Source organism: Paragemmobacter straminiformis (genome assembly GCF_014243445.1).
Lineage (GTDB): Bacteria > Pseudomonadota > Alphaproteobacteria > Rhodobacterales > Rhodobacteraceae > Paragemmobacter > Paragemmobacter straminiformis.
This window is the reverse complement of record NZ_JACLQD010000002.1, coordinates 112,430-133,565: the sequence shown is the minus strand read 5'-3', so window position 1 is coordinate 133,565 and position 21,136 is coordinate 112,430. Positions and strand designations below refer to the sequence as shown.

17 protein-coding genes are annotated in these 21,136 nt (G+C 57.8%); 5 read left to right on the top strand and 12 right to left on the bottom strand.

Translation table 11 applies throughout. The features are described from left to right. Nucleotides 1-36: 36 nt before the first annotated feature. From H7F16_RS19965 to H7F16_RS06475, 4 genes are all read right to left on the bottom strand, one after another. Nucleotides 37-1,860 carry a GmrSD restriction endonuclease domain-containing protein gene (locus H7F16_RS19965; protein ID WP_185796776.1) on the bottom strand — a complete coding sequence of 608 codons (1,824 nt, stop codon included), beginning with the start codon at nt 1,858-1,860 and terminating at the stop codon, nt 37-39. Nucleotides 1,861-1,992: 132 nt separating this feature from the next. After that, on the bottom strand, nt 1,993-5,442 hold the full coding sequence (locus tag H7F16_RS06485; protein WP_185796775.1) for a hypothetical protein: 3,450 nt from the start codon (nt 5,440-5,442) through the stop codon (nt 1,993-1,995). Between the two features lie 698 nt (nt 5,443-6,140). Then, nucleotides 6,141-6,962 carry a hypothetical protein gene (locus tag H7F16_RS06480; RefSeq protein WP_185796774.1) on the bottom strand — a complete coding sequence of 274 codons (822 nt, stop codon included), beginning with the start codon at nt 6,960-6,962 and terminating at the stop codon, nt 6,141-6,143. After that, complete coding sequence (locus tag H7F16_RS06475; RefSeq protein WP_185796773.1) at nt 6,959-7,399, bottom strand: hypothetical protein; 441 nt, start codon at nt 7,397-7,399, stop codon at nt 6,959-6,961. Before H7F16_RS06475 ends, H7F16_RS06480 begins: the two co-directional genes overlap by 4 nt. Before the next feature lie 337 nt (nt 7,400-7,736). On the opposite strand from H7F16_RS06475, the gene H7F16_RS20035 reads away from it, so the two are divergent. From H7F16_RS20035 to H7F16_RS06460, 3 genes are all read left to right on the top strand, one after another. Then, the gene (locus H7F16_RS20035) at nt 7,737-7,934 is read left to right on the top strand and encodes an IS3 family transposase (RefSeq protein ID WP_185796772.1); all 198 of its coding nucleotides are present in this window, start codon (nt 7,737-7,739) and stop codon (nt 7,932-7,934) included. A gap of 18 nt (nt 7,935-7,952) precedes the next feature. After that, nucleotides 7,953-8,342, top strand: coding sequence for a DDE-type integrase/transposase/recombinase (locus H7F16_RS20030; RefSeq protein WP_185796771.1), 390 nt, complete (start codon nt 7,953-7,955; stop codon nt 8,340-8,342). A gap of 672 nt (nt 8,343-9,014) precedes the next feature. After that, complete coding sequence (locus H7F16_RS06460; protein WP_185796770.1) at nt 9,015-9,251, top strand: hypothetical protein; 237 nt, start codon at nt 9,015-9,017, stop codon at nt 9,249-9,251. Nucleotides 9,252-9,711: 460 nt separating this feature from the next. Here the strand turns inward: H7F16_RS06460 and H7F16_RS06455 are convergent, their stop codons facing one another. From H7F16_RS06455 to H7F16_RS06425, 7 genes are all read right to left on the bottom strand, one after another. Beyond that, the gene (locus H7F16_RS06455; protein WP_185796769.1) at nt 9,712-10,485 is read right to left on the bottom strand and encodes an ABC transporter ATP-binding protein; all 774 of its coding nucleotides are present in this window, start codon (nt 10,483-10,485) and stop codon (nt 9,712-9,714) included. A 12-nt stretch (nt 10,486-10,497) separates the two neighbouring features. Continuing rightward, complete coding sequence (locus H7F16_RS06450; RefSeq protein ID WP_185796768.1) at nt 10,498-11,475, bottom strand: ABC transporter substrate-binding protein; 978 nt, start codon at nt 11,473-11,475, stop codon at nt 10,498-10,500. 54 nt (nt 11,476-11,529) lie between these two features. Continuing rightward, nucleotides 11,530-12,357, bottom strand: coding sequence for an ABC transporter permease (locus H7F16_RS06445; protein WP_185796767.1), 828 nt, complete (start codon nt 12,355-12,357; stop codon nt 11,530-11,532). Nucleotides 12,358-12,362: 5 nt separating this feature from the next. Beyond that, on the bottom strand, nt 12,363-13,715 hold the full coding sequence (locus H7F16_RS06440; protein WP_185796766.1) for an LLM class flavin-dependent oxidoreductase: 1,353 nt from the start codon (nt 13,713-13,715) through the stop codon (nt 12,363-12,365). Nucleotides 13,716-14,413: 698 nt separating this feature from the next. Continuing rightward, on the bottom strand, nt 14,414-14,965 hold the full coding sequence (locus tag H7F16_RS06435) for a terminase small subunit (protein WP_185796765.1): 552 nt from the start codon (nt 14,963-14,965) through the stop codon (nt 14,414-14,416). Then, on the bottom strand, nt 14,962-15,348 hold the full coding sequence (locus H7F16_RS06430) for a hypothetical protein (protein ID WP_185796764.1): 387 nt from the start codon (nt 15,346-15,348) through the stop codon (nt 14,962-14,964). Before H7F16_RS06430 ends, H7F16_RS06435 begins: the two co-directional genes overlap by 4 nt. Next, nucleotides 15,349-15,888 (bottom strand): hypothetical protein, encoded by a 540-nt coding sequence (locus H7F16_RS06425; RefSeq protein WP_185796763.1) that lies wholly within the window; start codon nt 15,886-15,888, stop codon nt 15,349-15,351. A gap of 475 nt (nt 15,889-16,363) precedes the next feature. On the opposite strand from H7F16_RS06425, the gene H7F16_RS06420 reads away from it, so the two are divergent. After that, entirely contained in the window at nt 16,364-17,284 is a 921-nt protein-coding gene (locus H7F16_RS06420) for a tyrosine-type recombinase/integrase (RefSeq protein ID WP_185796762.1), read from the top strand. Between the two features lie 230 nt (nt 17,285-17,514). Continuing rightward, nucleotides 17,515-19,461, top strand: a complete 1,947-nt coding sequence (locus H7F16_RS06415) for an autotransporter family protein (RefSeq protein WP_185796761.1) — start codon at nt 17,515-17,517, stop codon at nt 19,459-19,461. A 278-nt stretch (nt 19,462-19,739) separates the two neighbouring features. Here the strand turns inward: H7F16_RS06415 and H7F16_RS06410 are convergent, their stop codons facing one another. Further along, complete coding sequence (locus H7F16_RS06410) at nt 19,740-21,134, bottom strand: peptidoglycan-binding domain-containing protein (RefSeq protein WP_185796760.1); 1,395 nt, start codon at nt 21,132-21,134, stop codon at nt 19,740-19,742. Nucleotides 21,135-21,136 lie beyond the last annotated feature (2 nt).

Genomic DNA, 21,136 nt, shown 5'->3' with positions numbered 1-21,136 from the left:
AGCCTTTTCTTTACATTTCGCGAATAGAAACGCTTTTTACTTCGGCCAGATTATTTTTGCGTCCTCGAACAGCATCTTTGCACGCTGTTTTATTGTCTCGTCAGACCAATTTTCACCAAATTCATCGAGGAGCCTTCGGTTAATCTGCATCATCGCATACTTATGCAGCGCCTCACGCTTGCCGGGCTTTGTATCGCTTCCTATCCATGCGGCATTTGATAGCGTGGGATTGAGAGCCTGGCTTACCAGCGTAAGATTGCCAATCCCTTGAATATTGGCCTTTCGTTCTTCGGCTGTCACTTCGGGTGTCAACGGCCAATTGGGCTGCCAAGTCTGAGGCAGGATATGCTCGATCTGCAGTTTTGACCAATCAAAGGTCATGAGCGGTTCGGATTTTCCGTTCGATGACTGGTAATGGTGCTCCAAGGCTCGCAAGATCATCAAAACTCTTTCGCGACGGAAATAACCGTAGAACTGACGCCTCATCCACTCTCTTTCGAACGCTTCGTCCGATGGCCACTCATCCGTGCCGTCCAGCCCAAGAAGCTGTGCTTTGATCAAAGCGGGAACGTCCTGGCCGTCTGAATCGAGTACCGTTCGCAACAATTTCAAACTAAGCGTACCATAGCTACGGGTTTGCATGCCGCAAATCACACGCCTGACAAGATAGCTTTCCAGCAGAACGGCTACTTGTTCGAGTGCATTTGGCAGGTGTTGAAGCCGATCCATCAACCCAAATAGGAACGGGTGGAATACCACGAGATCCAAAGACTTCATCCGCTCAAGGAACAGATCGAAACGCCCATTACCACTCGGAATGTCTATCCGCAAAAAGCAATTCGCATCATTGCGAATGCTAGACATGATGTTCTGTGCAACTACCGACGCGTCACTGCTTGTCAAAGTGTTCGCTGCAGCAAACCGAAGAAATCTATCATAAATGTGCTTCGGGGAGACCGGCTCGACAGTTTCCTTGCTGAGCCAGTTCTGCAAGAAGGTGTCAACTCGCGGCCGGGCGGCATGACCCGTTCCGACTACACCGCGCCAGTATTGATGATCTCTGTCAAACGGTCGCCAATATGTCTCGTAGAGCCCCTGAACATCTTGTTTCTGGCGCGCAGCTTCCCAAAGCAGCCAGTTCTTAATCAGGTCGGCCGGCAGCAGCGGCGTTCCGTGCGCGTTCAATGTTTCAAAGATAGCCTGTGGTTCGTCGCTTTGATCGAGGTCGAGCACGATCAATTTCAGAAAGTCTCGCAGAGCTGTGACAATTCGCTGTGCCGAAATTAGCGGATGATCGGAGGAGAGATATTTGGATACTTCGGACCGAAAATACCGGTAAGCCTCGGCCATCCGTGTACTGCTTTCTTTGAGGCCATCTTCCGCTTTCGCCTCAAGAACCTGACGGAAAGGATCGCGGTCTTCGTTCGTCGGCCAAACCTTGAACCGCTCCTCTCCTGCGGAAAGGTTTTTCGTTAACCGAGCGATTTTGTCGCGCTCCATGGCCCAAGCTTCGGAGTCAGGATCTTCGGGACCCGGCATGATCACCTGAATGGCATGCTCAGTCGCCTTCAGCAGGATCTGCAGCGTAGTGAGCCGTTGCTGACCGTCGATGACTTCACGCCGCGTCAAACTGCCCGTTGGCGTCGGCTTTTGCTCAAGCACGATCGTACCAAGGAAGTGGCTTGCAACTGGCGCATCCCCTTTGCGCTGCTCAAGCCTATACAAAACACCTCTTACATCATCCCATAGTGGTTCCCACTGGGCCTCACGCGACCAGACATATGGGCGCTGGAACAAGGGCACGGTAAAGCGTTCATCATTCGAAAAAAGCTTTGATATTTCGATATAATTAGGTTGCACGAAAGATCCTCAGACATAAGTTACCGAAAAAATGACGGGAAATAAAACGCGGGTCAACACTTCCTGCACGCAGAAGTTGTCATTGTGAACCGTCATCGCAAGCAACCAGATTAAATCGTATCCCGATCTCGGTTACGAGCGCTGAACGCTGAAGATCACACCAACACGATCGAGTAGTGAAATTGTCTGTCCATCAGACGCTGCCCGGCACCCATCAAGGAGTTCCTGCATCGCATCGTGTGCGCTCTGTATGTAGGCTTCAGGCTCATCCAAGAAAACGCGCGTAATGGCCTCGATACCAAGATAATCCGGGATCTCGATGCCAGATTTGCTGCGCGAACTGATCTGCTGTTTGGCGCGGATCCAAGACGGGTCGAGGATTGCAGCCCAAGTCTCGGCCAATTTTTCCAAACAGGGTAGCGTGAGACTGCCAAGAAGGTCGTGACCATCATCCGACTTATCACTTCCAAGGAATTTGCTGAGAGACGAGAGCAAGGACACGGTCCTCGCTGGTCGGATGTCCCAGTGTGTGAGGCCACCGAAGGTTTCGAGAAGCCGCGACAGGGTGTCTTGTACATCCTGAAGGGTTGGGCGGACGTGATGGCGGCCTTGTGCTTCAGTGAGGGCGTAAGCGTCATCGAGCAATCGCGCCGTCTCTGACTGGTCGCCAGTCACGATCAGCTCAGATCCACTCTCGCGCACTGCAACGAGACGCGGAGGCAGCACGCAGCCGTCTCGGAGGCTTCCAGCTTCGCCATTCAGCACCAAAATTGTCGAAGGTTCCTTGCCTTTAAGGAGACAAAGGTCCGCGCCCCAGAGGCCGCGCGGTCTGTTCGAGCGCATATCTTCCACAAGAGACGCATTTAGCCGCCTCCCAAGACGCGTAAGCATATCAAATTTGTTGTTGGGTCGTAGTTCACGCGGCTTCCTAATTTGTCGAACAATCAACTCGGTCACATCGCCTGCCGCAAACTCGACAAGGGCTGAAGGCAGGTCTTTCGCCCCAACCCCGGAAAGAAGTGCTAAACTTTCGACCCTTTCGCGCGCCTTCTTGTCCGAGGAGAGAACGAGACCAGGAAGGTCGAACGTGAAGTAGTGAATCTTTGAATGTGGACTGTCGATCCGGTCAATTCGGCCAAGACCTTGGATCATGGCCTTGATGTCCGACGTAACCCCGATAATCCCTAGCGCAGAAGCGCGCTGCAAATTGATCCCTTCTGCCATTTGAAACGTCAGGAACATCGCCCGTTGCTTCAACGGATCTGCCTTCTTTCCATCGATTGCCAGGTAGTCCTGCGCGTCTGATCCACTCCGCAGGTGCTTGATCTTGCTTTGTCCGAATGTAGGCACACCTGGCGCAACCACGAAGATTTCCGCATCCTTTCGGGCATTACGAACCAGAAGATTTGCATAGACTTCGAGTACACCGATCCGTTCAGCGAGGAAGATCACTTGAACATGGCGGTTCAGAATATCCGCCATTTGTTTCGCCCGCTGTACGTCAATTTCCACCAAGGCAGGAACGTCGAGAAGCCGGCGAATTCGATCGCAAATTGGCGTCTTACTATCATCGTCGCCGCTGGGCCGCTCTTCCGGCAGCTCACCTGGAGGAACCTGAAGTGCTCGGCGGCTCTGCCGTTCAGCTCGTCGTAAGCTTTCCCCGATTGAAGCCCTGCCCCTCTGATCAGTCTCGCTGTCGCGCTCTTGCGTCCATTCTATCCGGGCAAAAGAAATAGAGGACCTCAGCACTGCCAAGAAGTTCCGAATATGGATCCGGGACTTGTCATGGAACCGAATTTCCGCTTGCCCCGCCCGTTTTGGATCCGCCGAAACAAGTGTTGTTCCGGTGGTTATGGCTTCCGCCAAATCCTTAATGCGGGCAATGACGCGCGCTTGCTGTTCGGTCAAATCGGCGTCTAGCCGTTCGAGCCTGATCGGGGGATAGGTGAAATGACTCTTGGACCGGTTAGGGCTCTCCCCGATACAGTCGCGCTGGCGCCGGACCACATAGGGGGCCAATGAGGCTGCAAGATCGGATTGGATTTGGCGGGGCTCAAGCCCGCCCTCTACAATTAGCGACTTTGTTCGCCGCAACTCCTCCGCAAGAACTTCAGGGCGCTCGAAAAGATCGCCTTGAACTTGGCGCGCTGCCATACGGTCCTCCAGTTCCTGCAAGTTTCGGATTAATTCCGATCTCCTGCGAACCTTTGCCATATGCTCGTTGATACGAGATGTGATCTGCGGCGGGACGTAGATCGAGCTGCGCTTTTCATGAAAGGCAAGAAGGCCATCGAGGCCTTGGTTGCCCATAAGAGTTGCCGAAAGACAGGCCGTCCATATGGCGGGGCTTTGTTCGAACACAATGGATCGCGCCGATGGGGCGAGATAGCGAGAGCTCATCCGGTGGCTCTCGTCAACAATCATTGACGCCGATGACTGGATCTTGCGGTTAATCTCATTCATCTCTGCCTCTTCCTCTCGCGCCTTCTTCGAAAGGTGACTGTGCTTGATCAGACTCAAGTTTGAGGACGAGTTTTTTTCCCAGTTTCCATGAACGCTTGCAGGCACCAAAGCGAGTGTGCCGAGCCGCCGCTGGTCTGCCCGCTCACCTGTGCTGAGAACCGTCTCTCCATGCGTCACAGGCAGGACAACGGCGAGATGTTTTCCAATATCGGTCTTTCCAGCCCCGGTCGGCGCTTCAACGAAAGCAAAGCCATGTTCGTAGATCGTGCCTGCGGCTTCGTAAACGAGTTCGGCTTGAAACGGCTGAGGTGGTCTACCAGCGCTCGTTAGCCCACCTACCATCCATGGTATGAAGCCGGTCATCTCCACGTAGGAGCGTGCTGCTGCCTCTTCGGCACTCACGAGGCGGATCAGGCCGCGCAGGATTTCGAGTGCAGTCTCAGTCCAGTCCTCGCCCATCTTCCAAAATGCCTCAGCACTTTCACGACGCGCTTTTGCCAAGTCCGGATAGTCGCTGACATCGTCGATGAACTCCAAGTTGGAGCGCATACCCGCATTAGAAAAGTTGGCAGAGCCGGAAAGGACCCGTTCTTTCGACACGTATAACTTGGCGTGCAGCATTGTGGGGCGCTTCCCAAGGGTTTCCGCGGCCTTGTTGGCATCGAAGGCGCGAAAGGAGATTGCGCCTCGTTCGATGGCTTCGAGGGCGAGTATCGCGCGCAGATCGGCAAGATCACTGACTGCGAGCCCACGAGCGCCCAGGAAATGCGAACGGGCCTCGTCAGATACCGACCGCCCTGCCCCACCAACCGTACGACTGCTGTCACTGTTGGTCCCGAAGACGATCCGAATGCTTCCCGGCGGGCGCGATGCGATGTCGGGAACGCTCTCGAGAATTATGGTCAGAGCCGAGAGAAAATCCTGATATCCCGTTACGATCAGGCACGCGGGTGACGACAGCACTTCGTGAACGAGTGTTCGGACGGTTTTGTGTCGATTGTCGGCCCAGTTTTCAGAGCCTCTTTCGGAACCGTTGACCTGCCCCTCTACACGGACGCTGGCGGATGAGCGGCGACTGAAAATTCTCGAAAGAAATCCATCCTTTAACAACTCATCCATAAACGATCCATCAATCTAGCGTTGTATAGTTCAAACTACTCATGACGATCCGAGGCTCGCAAGCTGTTATGCAAAAATTATCCTTCTGATTGTTAGGGGACGTGGTCACGGCAGATGGGTCGCGATGCAGCGTGCACAATTCAGCTGCATCCCGTAGCTCTCCGTGGCACTCCACTAGACACAACGGAGTGTTCTTTGCCGGCAACGTATGAAAAATTACCAATAAATAACAATGCGTTAACTAGCCCCCCCCCCCCCCCCCCCCCCCCCCCCCCTCCGTCGGGGCAAAAATTAGACCTGAAATCAGAAGATTAAGGCAAAGCCCTGCAAGGCGGCCTTTCCCGTTCGCGCATAAATGTCCACCGGGTCGCCACCGTGGCCCCTGTTTGTGTGAAGAGATGGCGATGCCTCGACGCGAACTCTTCAATCATGGTTCGCTGGCTTTGTAGAATCTTAGTCGACCTTTGCTTGACTTACTGCGCTAGTCGTACCATATCTACTACGTGACTACGCATCATGTCATGCGTTCAGATGAAACCTACCAGTGTGTGAGGTATCTGAGCGCCGGGGCGTGTGTCAGGCAGCTGGAACAGCGGGAAGCCGTGATCTAGCTTATCTGCAGCGGTGGCGTGAACAAACCTGTGTAGCCAATGGTTTCTTAAGCGGCGCTATCCTTTGGGTCAGCGCCGCTTACCATTTCAGGCTATGTGATCGTTTGGGAACAGGTTTATATGGGTGCGCGCCGGGACATTGAGCGTGCCCCCGTGACACGAGACAAAATCCCCTGAAATTGCTCCTTGGGCCGAGGAGACGTTGAAATGCAACCAATCCTCAAACCCAACTCCGAACCTGAATCGAGCGCCAGCTATGCACAAGAGTGAATGTGGTGGGCTTCCTGTTTCTGCCCGCGCATGTCTTTCGTGGCCGAGTTGATAGTGCCGCCCTCGGTCATCAATAAAATATGTATCCTGATACCCGGTGGAAGTCTTTGGCTTCTGCAATCCTCTCATTGAGGCAATAGCTCCATCAAGGGTATCCCCAAAACCTCTCGCACTAATCCCACCCAAGAAAATCGCCTTCAAATCGCTAAACTTTGAGGAAGTGAAATTCGAAAAAGGCAGCAGTAGAATTTTCTTATACTGAAGCTTTGTGAATCTCTCGAAGAACACCAGGAATGATTTTAGCCCGTTGTTGTAAGCAGACCTTAGCAAATTCTGATGATTGAAATTTTCGCTCTCATTTCCGAGCGGAACAACAAAAAAGAAGGGAGAAAGAGGCGCGCTGAAAGCATTCAACCTCGAGTCAAGGATAGTTATGATACCGTCCGCATCGCGCCCAAGATCAACAAGGTACTTTGTGAAATCATGAACCGAAGCTGGAACGGCAGACAAGACATTCACATTTACACCAAAACTCAGTGCTTTTCTTAGTGCGGCCGAGTCAATCAACGAGGTCTTTTTCTGACCAACTGTTTTCGCCAAGGCCCCGTCAGGCGTGGCCACAACAATTATCAACTTCATTTCGACCGTAACAATTTCGCCAAAACAAGGGCCGGTATGTGAAAATCCTTCAGATCATTATCATCCAAAGTCGACAAAAGTTGCATAAAATCAGCAATAACGCGCTGCGCGCCCGGTCGATAAATCCGCGAACGCGATTGTAACGCAGGTACAGCGACTTCAGTTGAAGCCTGCCCCTCCATTTCAGAAAACTCAAACGGAGATGATGCTGGAACGAGGCCAATTTTCGCTTTCTTGTGCGGGTGTCGAACCACACGAATACCCGGCACAGCTTCCGCAAATGTAGCCAACGTTTGTTCGCCTGTTGCTTCTCTGTAATTCTTCCCGGAGTCTCTTAATTCGGGCTGCACTCTTGCCAAGTAATAGGGTTGTTTCGAACTATCCCAAACCTCTGTTGTTCGCATTTGCAAAAACTCAAACAGTTCGGATTTGTTCATGACGGCCCCCTTCCTCTGTTGCCACCTCCATCAGGCATTGTCTCGCCCGCTAAGGTGCGCGTCACCTCGTTCACTCGCCTCAAGCTATCCTGCATTCGCTACATCGCCAAGACCCTGAGATCACCCAAAAACTAACGCGTCACAATGTCCGTTCGGATGCTTGGCGGAACTCGGCAATTAGAGGCTCACTCTCCACAAGGTGCACATTCTCATGCTTCATTTCGATGCGCAGAAGGTCAGCTTTCCGAGCAGCTGGATGTGCCGTGTCCTCGGTGTTAGCCAGAGCGGCTTCTTCGCCAGGCAGGAAAGGCCCGCCTGTCGCCGCTAGCAGAAGGACATGGTCTATCTGGCTCATATCCGCACGGTGTTCGCGTTGTCGAACGGCAGCCATGACAGCCCGTGCATGCACCGCGACCTCGTCGACGAGGGCCATGAGATTGGGCGGCAACGCACAGCACGTCTGATGCGGGAGAACCAGTTCATCACGCGACAGAAACGGCGGTTCAAGCGCACGACGGACAGCGAACATGCCTAGCCCGTCGCGTCGAACCTCGTGGCGCAGGACTTCACGGAAAATGGCTCGGACCGGAAGTGGGTGGCGGACATCTCCTACGTCTGGACGGCAGAGGGCTGGCACTACCTCGCTGTCGTCATGGTTCTCTTCTCGCGGCGCGTCGTCGGCTGGGCCACGAGTGACCGCCTGAAGCGCGATCTTGCCGTGAAAGCCCTGTGCCATGCTCTCGTGGCTCGCAACCCTGCGCCCAGGCCTCGCCATGGCCATTCGGACCAATGGCGTTTCCATTGCTCGAGGCGAAAAACGGAACGCAGTCCTGACTGTCCTTTGCCGTGTGACTCCACATACCAGCCTCCGGTCATCTACCGACTGAGTCCCGAGGCGGAGATCGCGTTTCAGGATCGAGGTCTGCTGGACGCCGCAGTCTGAACCGACACTGCAAGACCGGCTTTCCTCACCCGCGCGGGACGTTGGCCAAACCCGGAAAAAGGGGCACAATTCGGTTGCCTTCCGTACTTCTCCGTGGCACTGCGTAAGGCACAACGGAGCGTTCTTCGCCGTATACGGAGAGACATTTCCTTCGAAATCACAATGGCTTAGCTAGGTCACTCCCTACCGCCGGAGCCAAAATCTAAAATTCTATGGGAAACCAACAGGTTAAGGGAAAGCCCTTGCCTGTTCCCGCTCGTCTTGCCCTCTGTGCCCAAAGGCGCGGTTTTTGCTGCGCGCAAGGTGTCGGAGCCGAAGTGTGGGACGCATCGCTTACCTGACTTCGCCCGAAGCGGCGCTTGCATCCAAGGCTGGTTGCAAGCGATCAAAGAAGATAGCCGCGCGATCTTCCGGGCAGCCGGCGAAGCCCAAAACGCCACGGACTTCCTGTTGGCGTTGACCGAAGAAAAGATGGCTGTGGCGGCCGGGTAGTCCCCATCCATGCTGTTCCAGCGACAGAAGTTGCGGCGCCTCTACCCAGTCGCGGGATCTTCCTCGGCCAAGCGGCGCAGCCGGATTGTCCGTTGCTTGAACTCCACGAACACACGCGCCAAGGTAGCAAGCGAGACGCCTCTCGGAGTGTGCGAACTTATGTTCTTCACGCGAATCGGAATGGCCATCGCGCATTTGCTGTTCTGGTTTGGCATCATGCGGGTTTCGTTTGACATCTTGGTTGCGTTCCGCACCGATACCGCAGAAGCCAACCAAGCAGCCGCACAAGCCTACCTGACGGCAGCGACGACGGGCGAGGCGATCAACATCGGTATCCTCTATGTCCTGCTCGGGGTTGCACTCGGCGTCTTGTGCGAGATCAGTGGAAGAAGATCGAAGGCCGAAGACGTCGGGTGATTGACGATTCAAGCATTCGAAACGAAGTCGGATGACAATCTTGCAACGGGGATGATGGAGCCATTGGATTGCCCTGCACTTGACCGTGTCGCTGCGATGTTGACAAATGCAGGTCCGAGGGTCCCATCGCAGAGGGCAACACCTTGTTTTCATTATGTTTTGCCCTTTTCACCGCAGACCCTGCCGCAAGAGCCGAAATCCAGAAAACCACACAATAACAACGGTATAGCGCTTTCGTGCTAGCCGTTGGTCTTGTTCGTGTTTCCATGCACGGGCTATGCGGTGCTAAGCGCGGGGCACGGGGGCGGTAGGCGACCTTCAATCCTGCCCCTACGCCCTGTTTGCCTGCGGCTTTCGGCGGTGCGGGCGCCGGGCGGGGGGTGCCGGTCCGACCAGGTTTGCGAAAGGCCGCAGAGGCGCCATTTGCCGGTGGCACGGCAGCACTAGCTGTTTCCGTCGCTCAATGCAGCCCGAAACCGGCCATCAACGTCTTGCGCAGCTCGACGAAAGCCGGGGCGCTGCGGTCGCGCGGGCGGGGAAGGTCGATGTCGATCAGCCTTGGCGGGATCGCGCTGTCCTTCGACAGGACCAGAACGCGGTCGGCAAGGAAGATAGCCTCTTCCAGATCATGGGTCACAAGAACCATCGTCACGCTTTCTTCCTGCCAGATGCGGGCCAGCTCTTCCTGCATCGTCAGTTTGGTCATGGCATCGAGCGCACCCAGAGGTTCGTCAAGCAGCAGGATTTCGGGCTGCACGGTCAGGGCGCGGGCAATTCCGACACGCTGCGCCATGCCTCCCGACAACTGGCGCGGGAAGGCGGTTTCAAAGCCGGCCAGCCCGACCAGACGGATATAGCGCAGCGCCTTTTCCCGCGCGTCACGGCGGGGCGTGCCGCGCACTTCCAGACCGAAGGCCACATTGTCCAGCACCGTCAGCCACGGCAGAAGGCGCGGTTCCTGAAAGATCACCGCCCTTTGGTGACCGATGCCGTGAACGGGGCTTCCGTCGACCAGAACCTCGCCGGCATCCGGCTCTTCAAGTCCTGCCAGCACCCGCAAGAGCGTGGTTTTGCCGCAGCCCGAGGGACCGACGATGGCCAGCGACGACCCGCCGCCGACGGCCAGATCGATGCCGCGCAAGACATTCAGCCGCCGCCCGTTGAGGGTGAAGGATTTGGAGAGGTCACGTATCGTGACCTCTCCGCGGCGCAGGATGGGGTCTGCCACGCTCATCTGTGCCTGCCTTCAGTTGGTCGCCGGGCTGTCGCCCGTGGTGTAAAGGATGTTCTTCGCGACCAATTTGCCTTGCTCGACGCTGCCTTCGCGTTCCAGCACATCGATCCAGAACTGCACGTCGCGCTCGACCGGCAGGCCACCGGCCCGCACGCCGTAGCCTGCGAAATACTGTGCGACCTCGGGGTTCTCGCCACGTTCGGCAAGGACCTTGGCGAAGATGGCCTTGGTTTCCTCGGGGTGTTCACGGGCATAGTCGAGCGCCTTGGCCGAACCCTCGACAAAGGCCTTGGTTTCGGCAGGATGGGCCTCGATCCAGTCGCGGCGCAACACGACGAAGCCGCCCGCGATTTCACCAAGCACGTCGGTATCGTCGAACACGGCCCGCAAGCCGCCCGTCTTGCGCGCGGCCCCTTCGAAGGTGGTTTGCCAGTAGCCAAAGGCCGAGACATCCACCTGTTTCGAGCGCAGCACCTGTTCCAGTTGCGGGCCGGGAACGACGACCAGATTGGCCGCATCCTTGGGCAGACCCTTCTGGTGCAACGCCTCGCGCACGACATAGTCGAGGTGGGCGCCCAGCGTGTTCACGGCGATGGTCTTGCCTTGCAGGTCCTCGATCGTCTTGATCGGGCTGTCCTCGAGCACGTAAAAGATCGACTGCGCCTCATCGTTGATGCCGTTCGACGGGTAGACCGCCACGAAATCATTGCCTGCCGCGATGGAGTTCAGCACGGCGGCAGTCGCGGCCGAACCCAACTCGACGCTGCCACCTGCCAGCGCCACCAACGAGGCGGGGCCGCCCTGCGCATAGCCCACGTTTTCCAGCGTGATGCCGGTGCCGTCGAAATATCCAAGTTCGGCGGCCAGTTCATGGGCGTTCAGCCCACCCTGGCTTGAAAGATAGCGGATCGTCACATCGGCATGGGCAGCCTGCGAAAGGCCAAGGCCAAGCGCCGTCGTAAGGGCAAGGGTGCGGAAAGAGAAAGTCATGGTCGGTTTCCTTTGAAGGGTTTGGAGAGGAGGAGAGGAGGAGAGGAGGAGCAATCAGGCGGCGTCGGCCCAGCGGCACAGACGGCGCTGGAGCGTGACAAGGGCGTAATTCGCGCCAAGCCCAAGCAGGGCCAGCAGGAAGATCGCGGCGAACATCAGCGGGATCTGGAAATTGTACTGGGCATTCATCACCTGAAACCCCAGCCCCTTGTTCGCGCCGATCATCTCGGCCGCGATCAGCAACAGAAGCGCCGTTGTGGCAGACAGGCGCAGTCCGACAAAGATTTGCGGCACCGAAGCGGGCAGGATCACCCGCAGGAACACCGTGGCGCGGGTCGCACCATAGGTGCGGGCCATCTCGACCAGCTTGCGGTCGACCTCTTTCACGCCGCCGATCGTGGCGAGCAGGATGGGAAAGAGCGTGGCCCAGAAGATCACGAACACCTTCGACGCCTCGCCCAGCCCCATCAGCAGGATGAACACCGGATAAAGGGCCAGCGCCGAGGTCTGGCGGAAGAACTGCAGGATCGGATCAAGCGCCTGCTCGACCGCGCGGATCTGCCCCATGAACAGACCCAGCGGAATGCCCAGGACGATTGCGGCGGCATAGGCAAGGCCCGCGCGTTGCAGGCTTATGGCGATGTCATCGACCAGCGCTCCGCTGGCCAACCCGTCCCACAGCGCCGCGACGATCAGGTGCAGCGGCGGAAAGACCGTGGCGTTGAGCCAGCCGAGGCTGCTCGCGCCCTCCCAGAACACAAGGAAGGCGGCAAGCAGACCGTAGCGCGACAGGGCCGCCCGTGCCGTTGTCCGGCCGGCCTGCAACAGGGCCGCCCAGGAAATCGGCCGGAACACCACAGGGTCAAGCGATTGCAGCGTCATGGCCGTCACTCCGCGGCTTGCACGGCGGCACGGGCCGCGGCGTAGCGGTTGATCGGGAAAGGCAGGCCAAGGTTCTCGCGCAAGGTGGCCCCTTCGTATTCGGTGCGGAACAGACCGCGCCGCTGAAGCTCGGGGATCACCAGATCGACAAAGTCGGTCAGCCCCGTGGGAAGCCACGGCGGCAGGATGTTGAAGCCGTCCGCAGCCTCGTTCTCGAACCACTCCTGCAAGGTATCGACGATGGTTTCGGGCGTGCCGACAATCGTGAAATGCCCCCGTGCCGAAGCGACCCATTGGTATAGCTGGCGGATGGTGAAATTGTTGTCGTCGGCGATCTGGCGGATCAGCGCCTGCCGCGACTTCATCCCTTCGGTCGGCGGGGCCGGCGGCAGGGGGCCGTCGAGATCATAGCCCGACAGGTCCAGCGTCCCGCCGGTCAGACCGTTGAGCAGCGAAATCCCGTCCTCCGGCAGGATAAGGCTGGTGAGCCGGTCGTATTTCGCCCGCGCCTCTTCAAGCGTGCGCCCGACAAAGGGCGACACGCCGGGCATCACAAGGACATGCGCCGGATCACGCCCCAGCCCCCGCGCGCGCGCCTTGATGTCGCGGTAGAATTCCTGCGCCGTATCCAGCCTTTGATGCGCGGTAAAGATCACCTCGGCCGTGGCTGCCGCCAGCCCGCGCCCGTCCTCGGACTGGCCGGCCTGAACGATCACCGGATGGCCCTGCGCCGACCGCGACACGTTCAGCGGACCCTTCACCTTGAAATGCTCGCCCCGATGCCCGGCCAGATGCAGTTTGCCGGTCTCGAAGAACACGCCGCTGTCCTTGTCGCGGACAAAGGCATCATCCTCGAAACTGTCCCACAGCGTCTTGACCACATCGACATGCTCGGCAGCGCGGCGGTAGCGGAAGGCGTGGGGATGTTGCTGGTCGAGGTTGAAGTTCTGCGCCGCAGCTTCGGTGGCCGTGGTGACCACGTTCCACCCTGCCCTGCCCCCGGAAATCAGATCGAGCGAGGCGAACTTGCGCGCAAGGTTGTAGGGTTCCTCGTAGGTGGTCGACGCCGTGGCAATGAAGCCGATGTTCTTCGTCAGCGGGGCCAATGCCGCAAACAGCGTGACCGGCTCGAAACCAGCGACCTTGGCATTGCCCCCTTCCATCCCGCCGCCAAAACTGACGGCAAGGCCATCGGCAAGGAAATAGGCATCGAACAGGCCGCGCTCGGCTTCCTGTGCCAGCTCGACATGGAACCGGAAATTCGTGGCCCCGTCGGCGGGGCTGTCGGGATGACGCCACGCGGCGACATGCTGGCCACCACCGGGAAGGAAGGCACCAAGGCGGATCTTGCGGGTCATGGACGGGGTCCTTTCAAGGCATGGGGGATCGTTCGCCGCCAAGCGGCGGCGCGTTGGTAAAGGTCAGTCGGAACAGATCAGGCCGGGCAGCCGGGCCTTGCGGGTCGGCGGCAACACAGCCCTGCCCGCGCCGCGTCGGCATCCGGCGGGTCAAAGGCCGGCCCCAGCGCAACGAAGCGCGCGTCAGGCACAGCAACCGCACTCCGCAATGTCCGGCGCAGTCCGGCCGCAAGGTCGCGATTTACGGGTGATCCGGCTATCTTGCGGGGCATGGCGGCTTTATCTCGATTCCATTTATCGTGATTTAATCTGCCGCCATTCCGGACCTTTTTCCATTCTAAAGGTCGGCCGGATTTCGGAAGAATTTGCCTGCCGCCTTGGCGCAATGCCGCAGCTTTCTCCCGCCCCGCGCGCCCGCCCGACCAAGAAGCCGCCGCGCGCTGACCAGTCTTTCCTGCCCCGCAAGACCCTGCGCTGCCGCGAAAAGCGGCCCGTCCAAGCCCCCTCCCCCCCGCGCCGGGGCCTGGGCTAGCGGGGGGAACGGGGGGCTTCGGCGGGAAGCGCGGTTGGAGGTGTCGGTATGGGAGGCGTTATCGGGGGTTTGGGGACAAAGAACCAGCACCGCAGTCGAGATTGCAACCCTGAGGCGAGCTTAGTCTGTTTTGCATATGCGCGTCATTTCCTCTCTTCCTCGTCCATCACCCTCTCGCACGCGCAATCCGTTCGACCAAATCGGCATCGAGACCACGCTTTTCACGGTCAGATCCTCCCTTAGCCAAGAGGCCAAGTGACTTCGCAATTATCCCGAGATGAGCGCGCCCAGCCAGTATGACCACTTCCTCGCTGATTAGGTTGACGCCGCCGCGCGATGTGGACTTTGTCTTCCACGCAACCTGCCTCATCTGATTAGGCGTTGCTCTCGACATGACCGGAATGCGCTCTCCGGAAAACGGATTGGTAGCCCACAACTCGGAGGTGTCCGTGAATGCATCTTCTGCAAGTACCCTCAGGACCGCGTCCTTCTCGATGTTCGGGACCCCGTCGCCCCACTTGATCACCAGCATTCGTCTGGTGATTTGCGGAGCAGCAAGCAGGATTGGCCAAATCCTGCGCGCGACTTTGGGTGAGTAGCCTGCCTTCCGCGCAGCATGTTCACCGTCAAAACCGGTCATGTATTCGCGAATGAAGGTCTCGTGACGCTCGCGCCGAAGGGGCGCGTTCGTCTTCACTCTCTGGGTCCGTCCGGTCATTTGTCGTTCCGCTCTTCGACTGCCCCAGTCAGTTCGTCGAGTGCATCACGATGTCTTGTCTGAGCCTCCGCGAAGTACCGCTCTGCCGCACCCACGCTGAAACGGGGCCCCCGGCCCTCCAGAAAGCTGCGCGAAATCACCCGCTGCACGTGCTGGATGCGCAGTTCGGCATCGGCAAGACAGGTAGCCAAGGTGCGTCGTCCTTCATCCAATCCGAAATGCGCCATGACCGCTAACGAGAGTTCCCGAACCTGTTCAGGATCCGGCTCGAACCGCGTCAGGCCGTGCCTGCGCGCATTCCGGGCGCAGATCGCCTTGCCCGCAGCAGTCTTCGGCCCGGTCGATCGCCTACCATGCCGACCCAGGCCCCGATCTCCCGACATTCAGGATACCTCCACCTCGGCAACGGCCATGAAGTCCTGCTTCCGAGCATTTTTCTGGACGGAGCGGTAGTCGGACATAAGGGCAACTCTCCTTAACTCAAAGCGGTGCTGAACATGATCGACCTCGCGAAGCAGCGTCCAGTTGTCACGGTAGGCCTGTGCCTCGATGTCGCTCCTCGTCAGACCGTAACGGCCAAGCATTTCTTCTGCTATCGCCTCCCCCTGCACGAAAGCGGTCGCTGTTTGGCGTGCGATTTGTTCTGCATCTTGCAGCGGCACATCCGTCATCAGCCGCACCAGCTTCTCCCATACAATATCTCGTGCCGACGCTCTCAAGATGCCTTGGACGCGTTCCCGCGAAACGAGGTAGGAGAGTTCCAGCTCGATAATGTTCGAGGCGAGCAGTACCTCGTACTGGGTCGTGGGTGCCAATTCGTTCCACAGCAGCTCACGTAACGAAGCGCTATCGTTCTGCGCCGAGGTCAGCATGCCCTGTGCTTGCACGACCTTAGCGACGTCTGAAGAGACTTGCTGTTCCATGACCTGGCCTATGTAGCGTGGCCCAGTCGTCGGGCCCATGTGCGAGCCTTGGCCAACTTACGAGGAAAATCCAGCAATCCTGCCAAAATTGCGAACTTCGCAACAAATGGCTCCCTTTGTCCACCGTGCTGCTCCTCCGAACCGACCTCGTGCAAACAGAAGCATACAGAAAGTCTAGAATTATTTGATCTCTTGGGCCCCAGATGGACCTTTGCGAAGCAAGACCCCGAATGCCCCATCAGTCTCGAACACAAACTCAATACCATGCCCCTCAAGGGCACTAACCAGTTTCTCAAGCGTCGTGTCCCGCATCGCCACACCGGGCTCCTCACTCTCGAAATACTTTATTGTGCGGACCGACACCGAAGCAGCGTTGCTCAGTTCTGCAATGCTCCAATTCACGATTGCTCGTGCTGCGCGAATTTGGCTTGCGTGCACCCTTGCATTACGCATAAATTGCACCTAAAGTGCAATTATGAAAAGCAATGCAAACTGGAAAGATCATTTTGCCCGTCTAGATGGTGCCTTCGCTCCCTCCACCCTGCGTGCGTATTTCGCTGACGTCCAGCATTTTGAAACGTGGTGCAGTGCGATAGGGGTTTCCGCTTTTCCGGTGTCGACAGATGACCTCTGCGACTACCTCGAGGCTGATGGTCTCGCGTCATCGCCCGCGACCGTTCGGCGCAGACTCTATGCCATCCGAAAGGTCCACCGTTTACTGCGCCTTCCTGATCCGACCTTGGACGAGGCAGTGAACATCACCATCCGGCGGATAAAGCGCAGAACGCTGTGCCGGCCGAAACAGGCCAAAGGTCTGACATCAGAATTCCTCACGCAGTTCTTAGCGGTACAACCCGACACGCCTTGGGGCTGGCGAAACCGTGCAATGCTCTCGCTTGGTTATGACCTGCTCACGCGCCGTTCTGAACTCATCGCCCTGCAAACATCCGACCTGCAACCCCGCGGCGATGGCACCCTTCGGGTGACTATCCGACGGAGCAAGGCTGATCCCTTCGGCATGGGGCGGATCTCTTTCACCTCGCGCCGGACGGCCGACGAAATTGCGCGCTGGCTGGATTGGCGTGGTTCCGATATCGGTCCGCTATTCTGTGGCATCTATCAAGGGAAAGCCATCGACCGAGCCCTAGAAGCGACCTTTGTCAAACGTCTAATCAAGGACGCCGCACGGGATGCCGGGCTCGATCCAGATGTCGTTGATGCCTTCAGTGGGCATTCGATGCGGGTCGGTGCGGCTCAGGACCTTTTGGTAATGGGGCATGATGCGATCGCGATCATGCGGGCTGGTGGATGGAAGTCAGTGAACGTGCTTGCGCGGTATCTTGAACATTCCGAGCATAACGTCTGGGAAGCGGCACCACGGGCAACGCAGGTGTAACCACCCGCCACCCTTTACCGGAGTGATAGCCGCCATTGAGTGGAAATGGCCGGGACAAGGCGACTAAAACAAAGAGTTTTTCAGTGACCCGTTCAGGAAATCGCGGACGACCCGTTAACCAAGGTTGACCGCGCGCGCAGCGTAGGTGACAGCTTTGTTAACATACCACACCGAACGTCATCACTCCCGCCACCACCTCTGCCCCCACTCCCTTGATTGAAAGCACGTCCATGACTTTTGCGTCACTCCTGCGCGGCCTCCTCCTCGGCTCTACGGCCCTTGGCACGATCACTACTGCCGAAGCTCAGGATTGTCTGGATTTCGGGATCGACCAGACATGCATCAACTCTGGCAATCTGCCGGGCGGGATCATCGATGATGGGTCCATCGATCTGACCAACACTTCGACGGGCACCATATACGGCGCCTTTTCCGGTGTGCAGACTTGGCTCGACGGCAAGGTGGATAACCTCGGCAGCATCGGGTCCGATACATTCGGTGTCCTTGGTTTCACAGGAACGCTCGACGTCAGGAACCGAGGGTCGATCCACGGCGGCGCGATCGCTGTCTTCGGCATAGCGGGGGCGAAGGTCAGCAACTCTGGCGACTTGTCCGGGATTTTCGGCATCTTCAGCACCGGAGACGTAACGGCCCTCAACCTCGGTTCGATTGTCGGCAGCCAAGGGGTCGGCGACTCCTATGGTATCCTGGGCAACACCGTCGATATCGAAAACCGTGGCCTGATCTCGGGCGGCTTCAATGGCATTGGCGTCGGCACCTCGGGCCGTATCGTCAACTCCGGCAGCATTGTCGGCACAGCCGTCGGCCCCGCTTATTTCAGCTTCGGCATCATGGCGCGCGGTGACCTGCAACTGGCCAATTCCGGCACGATCCAGGGCGAATACGGCGTCTCGGTCAACAATTCCACGGGCGGGACGGTCATCGACAACGATGGCTGGATCATCGGGACCGATGGTATCGCCATCGACATGACCGGCCTCAGCGTCTCGGCCGCTACCACTGCGTCCTCGGGCAACAGCCTGATCCTGCGCGGCCGGTCAAAGATCGACGGCGCGATCCTGCTCGGCGATGGAGACACCGTCCGGATCGAGACAGACGGCGGCATGTCCCGTCTGGTCACATTTACCGGATGGGAAGGCGAACCGGCCGACGTAACGCAACTCGGCAAAGGCGTCTTCGTGCAAGACGGCGAGACCTATGCCACGCTCGACACCACAAGCTTCGCCCGGCAAGGTCAGGGTCTCCTCGCCCTGTCGCAGGGCATCGCCGCCGCAGCGCCCCAGCATGGCGCGCAAACCCCCGCCGGCGGCAGCCTCTCGACCAAAGGCACGGATGGCCCCACTGGCTGGGCAGGCGCCTTCGGTGCATCCTTGCAAGACGACGCCCGCGACCAGACAGTCGCCAGCACAGGGCGCACCGGCGGGATTGTCGGCGGCATGACCATCGGCACCCAAGGCGGCCTGACCTTTGGCCTTTTCGCAGGTCTGGGGAACGGGGTTTCGGATGTCGAAGGCTCGTCCAGCACCGAAACCGACTACCGCTTCGCGGGCCTTTCCGTGCAAGGGGGGGATGCCGCCTGGTTCGACGCCCGCCTGATCGCGGGTATGACTGACAGCGACAGCCGCCGCACCGTCGCCGACAATACCATCATTGGCGGCCTTGCAACCGGCACCGCAAGTTTCGCAGGGGATTTCGCGGCGCTCCACCTCGGAACAGGGCGTGATTTCCATATGGGGAACGTGGTCTGGACCCCCTCGCTGTCACTGGACGCAGCAACAGGACAGTTCGACGGCTACACCGAAACCGGCACCGCACAGGACCTGACCGTGGACAGCCGCGAAACCACCGCGCTGTCCCTCCGCCTCGGGGTCGAACGCAGCGAAAGCTTCGAACTGGCCGGCGGAACCCTCGGGACGGTGCTGTCTCTGGCGCTCGTCAGCACCAACGTGTCGAACGACGACATCGCAGGCACACTTCTGGGCCAATCCTTTGTCACGGGCTCCGGCGTCGGTGCGCAGTATACGGGCGTCGCCATCGGCTCGGGCCTCACCTTCGAAATGTCACCTTCGGCGTCGCTCTCCCTGCGTGGCGAAGGCGTATTCTCCGACGGCGGCTTGGGTGGCAGCGGCGCGTTGGCACTGAACGTAAAGTTCTGAGGTAAGGTTCTCTCCGACCCTCAGGTCGGAGACATACCGGGGGACAGGCGGAAGGCCACACGGCCTCGCCCCTCGAACCGGCGCCCATTTTGAAGCCGGAAATACCCTATATCTGATGTACTTCCGTGAGCTGAACCGCCGCGGACAATTCGATCACGCTGGAAAAAAGTCGGGGGCAACGTCATGATGCGCAGCTTGCCGGAAAAATACGAAGACGAAGCGCAGCAAAAAAGCACGGCCATCCTCAGAACAGCCGTGCCGACTGACTAGACAGCCTTTTAATTTGCAAACAAGACCTTCTGAGTAGGAAGATCCCAGACGTCATCATCTGCTAAACTTCCAACCGAAGCCTTGTATGAAGAAAGTGCTTTCGCCGAACCCTTGCCCCAAGCGCCGTCAACAGCCCCCTCGTAGAAGCCCTTCTCCTTTAATTTCCGCTGGATGCTCTTTGCGTCCTCTGTGTCTTTAACATCCAAAAGCGTCTCTTCGGCGTCACTGCCTGTTGGCACTTCGTCTTTCAAAATCGAAATTTTTGCGGCATTGTCGCCGAGTGATAAATCGAATGCGGGCTCGGAGTATCCAGCGCCTTCCATCATCGTCGCGAGTTTCTCCTCGATCTGCAGGATCGAATCTTCAGTCTGCACTGCAAAGGTACGATATGACCCTGATGACCCGCTAAGTGACACGCGCTCTTCCCCAAAGGTGTCAAGCACCAAAGCGGAAAGCTTACGAAGATCGGCCGATGTAAGGGCTTCCCCACCAATCTCTATCTGAAATGAAGACGATTTGCCTGCGCCGGGCGAACCTTCGACCAAATCAACGTTGAGGCCTTCCTTAGATAGCGATGTTTGCAGCCTAGTTCCGTCGAAACCAGCCTCGAGAAGAATTCCGGCTACGAGTTCCTCTAGATAGCCTACGTCTCGCACAGTAGTGACCGAATAGACCCGCCGCCCATCCTCGTCGGTGAGAACCTCACTGGCTAACACGTCCGGCGACGTCGCCAACTGTTTAGACAATTGAATGGTTGTCATGCGATCGAAGCCAGCCAGTGAAAGTTTGAGTACAGAATATGTCGACTGGTCAGCAGACAACTCGCTGAGTTTATTGAGGAGATCCATGGACAGTTGACTTGCAAGCAGCCTTGCTTGATCACCCACCGCGTCAGAAACACAAGCGTCATTACATATAGCCTTATCCATCGGTAGAATTTTCGGCTTAGAGCTCTCAACTTCGGTTGATCGCATCATCCTCAATGTCGCGAGGTCGTAAACCTCCCCCTTAATGCGGACCCGAAGCTGGCGTGTCATAGACATATCCTGCAAAATCGGGACGACACTAAAGACGAACGCGAGACGACTTTGAATGGTAGGATCATCAGTTGTGTTTGCCGCTTGGAGGGGCGCAATGAAGTCCTGACGCCTCACTCCCGTCACGAACTGCAGACCTAGTTTGGAGGACAATAGCTGTTCGTCGATGACAAGGTAGCCCGCCTCAGACAGCGAATTCTGAAGTACAGAAACCACCCTACCGTAAACCGGGTCGTCTCTCCGCACAGCCCCTTCATCACTGTCTTCACCGAGAACAACGAGATGGTCGTTGCTTGCCTGTGCCCACACGGCAGAAGCGGACACGCACAACAGCGATACAAGCACATAGACAAACCGGTTCAGCATCG

What these genes read in the sequence shown, in the direction of transcription:
- H7F16_RS06450 (WP_185796768.1), bottom strand. Translation starts at nt 11,475, where the DNA reads ATGACTTTCTCTTTCCGCACCCTTGCCCTTACGACGGCGCTTGGCCTT.
- H7F16_RS06445 (WP_185796767.1), bottom strand. Translation starts at nt 12,357, where the DNA reads ATGACGCTGCAATCGCTTGACCCTGTGGTGTTCCGGCCGATTTCCTGG.
- H7F16_RS06425 (WP_185796763.1), bottom strand. Translation starts at nt 15,888, where the DNA reads ATGGAACAGCAAGTCTCTTCAGACGTCGCTAAGGTCGTGCAAGCACAG.
- H7F16_RS06410 (WP_185796760.1), bottom strand. Translation starts at nt 21,134, where the DNA reads ATGCTGAACCGGTTTGTCTATGTGCTTGTATCGCTGTTGTGCGTGTCC.
- H7F16_RS06430 (WP_185796764.1), bottom strand. Translation starts at nt 15,348, where the DNA reads ATGTCGGGAGATCGGGGCCTGGGTCGGCATGGTAGGCGATCGACCGGG.
- H7F16_RS06440 (WP_185796766.1), bottom strand. Translation starts at nt 13,715, where the DNA reads ATGACCCGCAAGATCCGCCTTGGTGCCTTCCTTCCCGGTGGTGGCCAG.
- H7F16_RS06475 (WP_185796773.1), bottom strand. Translation starts at nt 7,399, where the DNA reads ATGAACAAATCCGAACTGTTTGAGTTTTTGCAAATGCGAACAACAGAG.
- H7F16_RS06480 (WP_185796774.1), bottom strand. Translation starts at nt 6,962, where the DNA reads ATGAAGTTGATAATTGTTGTGGCCACGCCTGACGGGGCCTTGGCGAAA.
- H7F16_RS20035 (WP_185796772.1), top strand. Translation starts at nt 7,737, where the DNA reads ATGGTCTATCTGGCTCATATCCGCACGGTGTTCGCGTTGTCGAACGGC.
- H7F16_RS06420 (WP_185796762.1), top strand. Translation starts at nt 16,364, where the DNA reads ATGAAAAGCAATGCAAACTGGAAAGATCATTTTGCCCGTCTAGATGGT.
- H7F16_RS06455 (WP_185796769.1), bottom strand. Translation starts at nt 10,485, where the DNA reads ATGAGCGTGGCAGACCCCATCCTGCGCCGCGGAGAGGTCACGATACGT.
- H7F16_RS06435 (WP_185796765.1), bottom strand. Translation starts at nt 14,965, where the DNA reads ATGACCGGACGGACCCAGAGAGTGAAGACGAACGCGCCCCTTCGGCGC.
- H7F16_RS06460 (WP_185796770.1), top strand. Translation starts at nt 9,015, where the DNA reads ATGGCCATCGCGCATTTGCTGTTCTGGTTTGGCATCATGCGGGTTTCG.
- H7F16_RS06415 (WP_185796761.1), top strand. Translation starts at nt 17,515, where the DNA reads ATGACTTTTGCGTCACTCCTGCGCGGCCTCCTCCTCGGCTCTACGGCC.
- H7F16_RS06485 (WP_185796775.1), bottom strand. Translation starts at nt 5,442, where the DNA reads ATGGATGAGTTGTTAAAGGATGGATTTCTTTCGAGAATTTTCAGTCGC.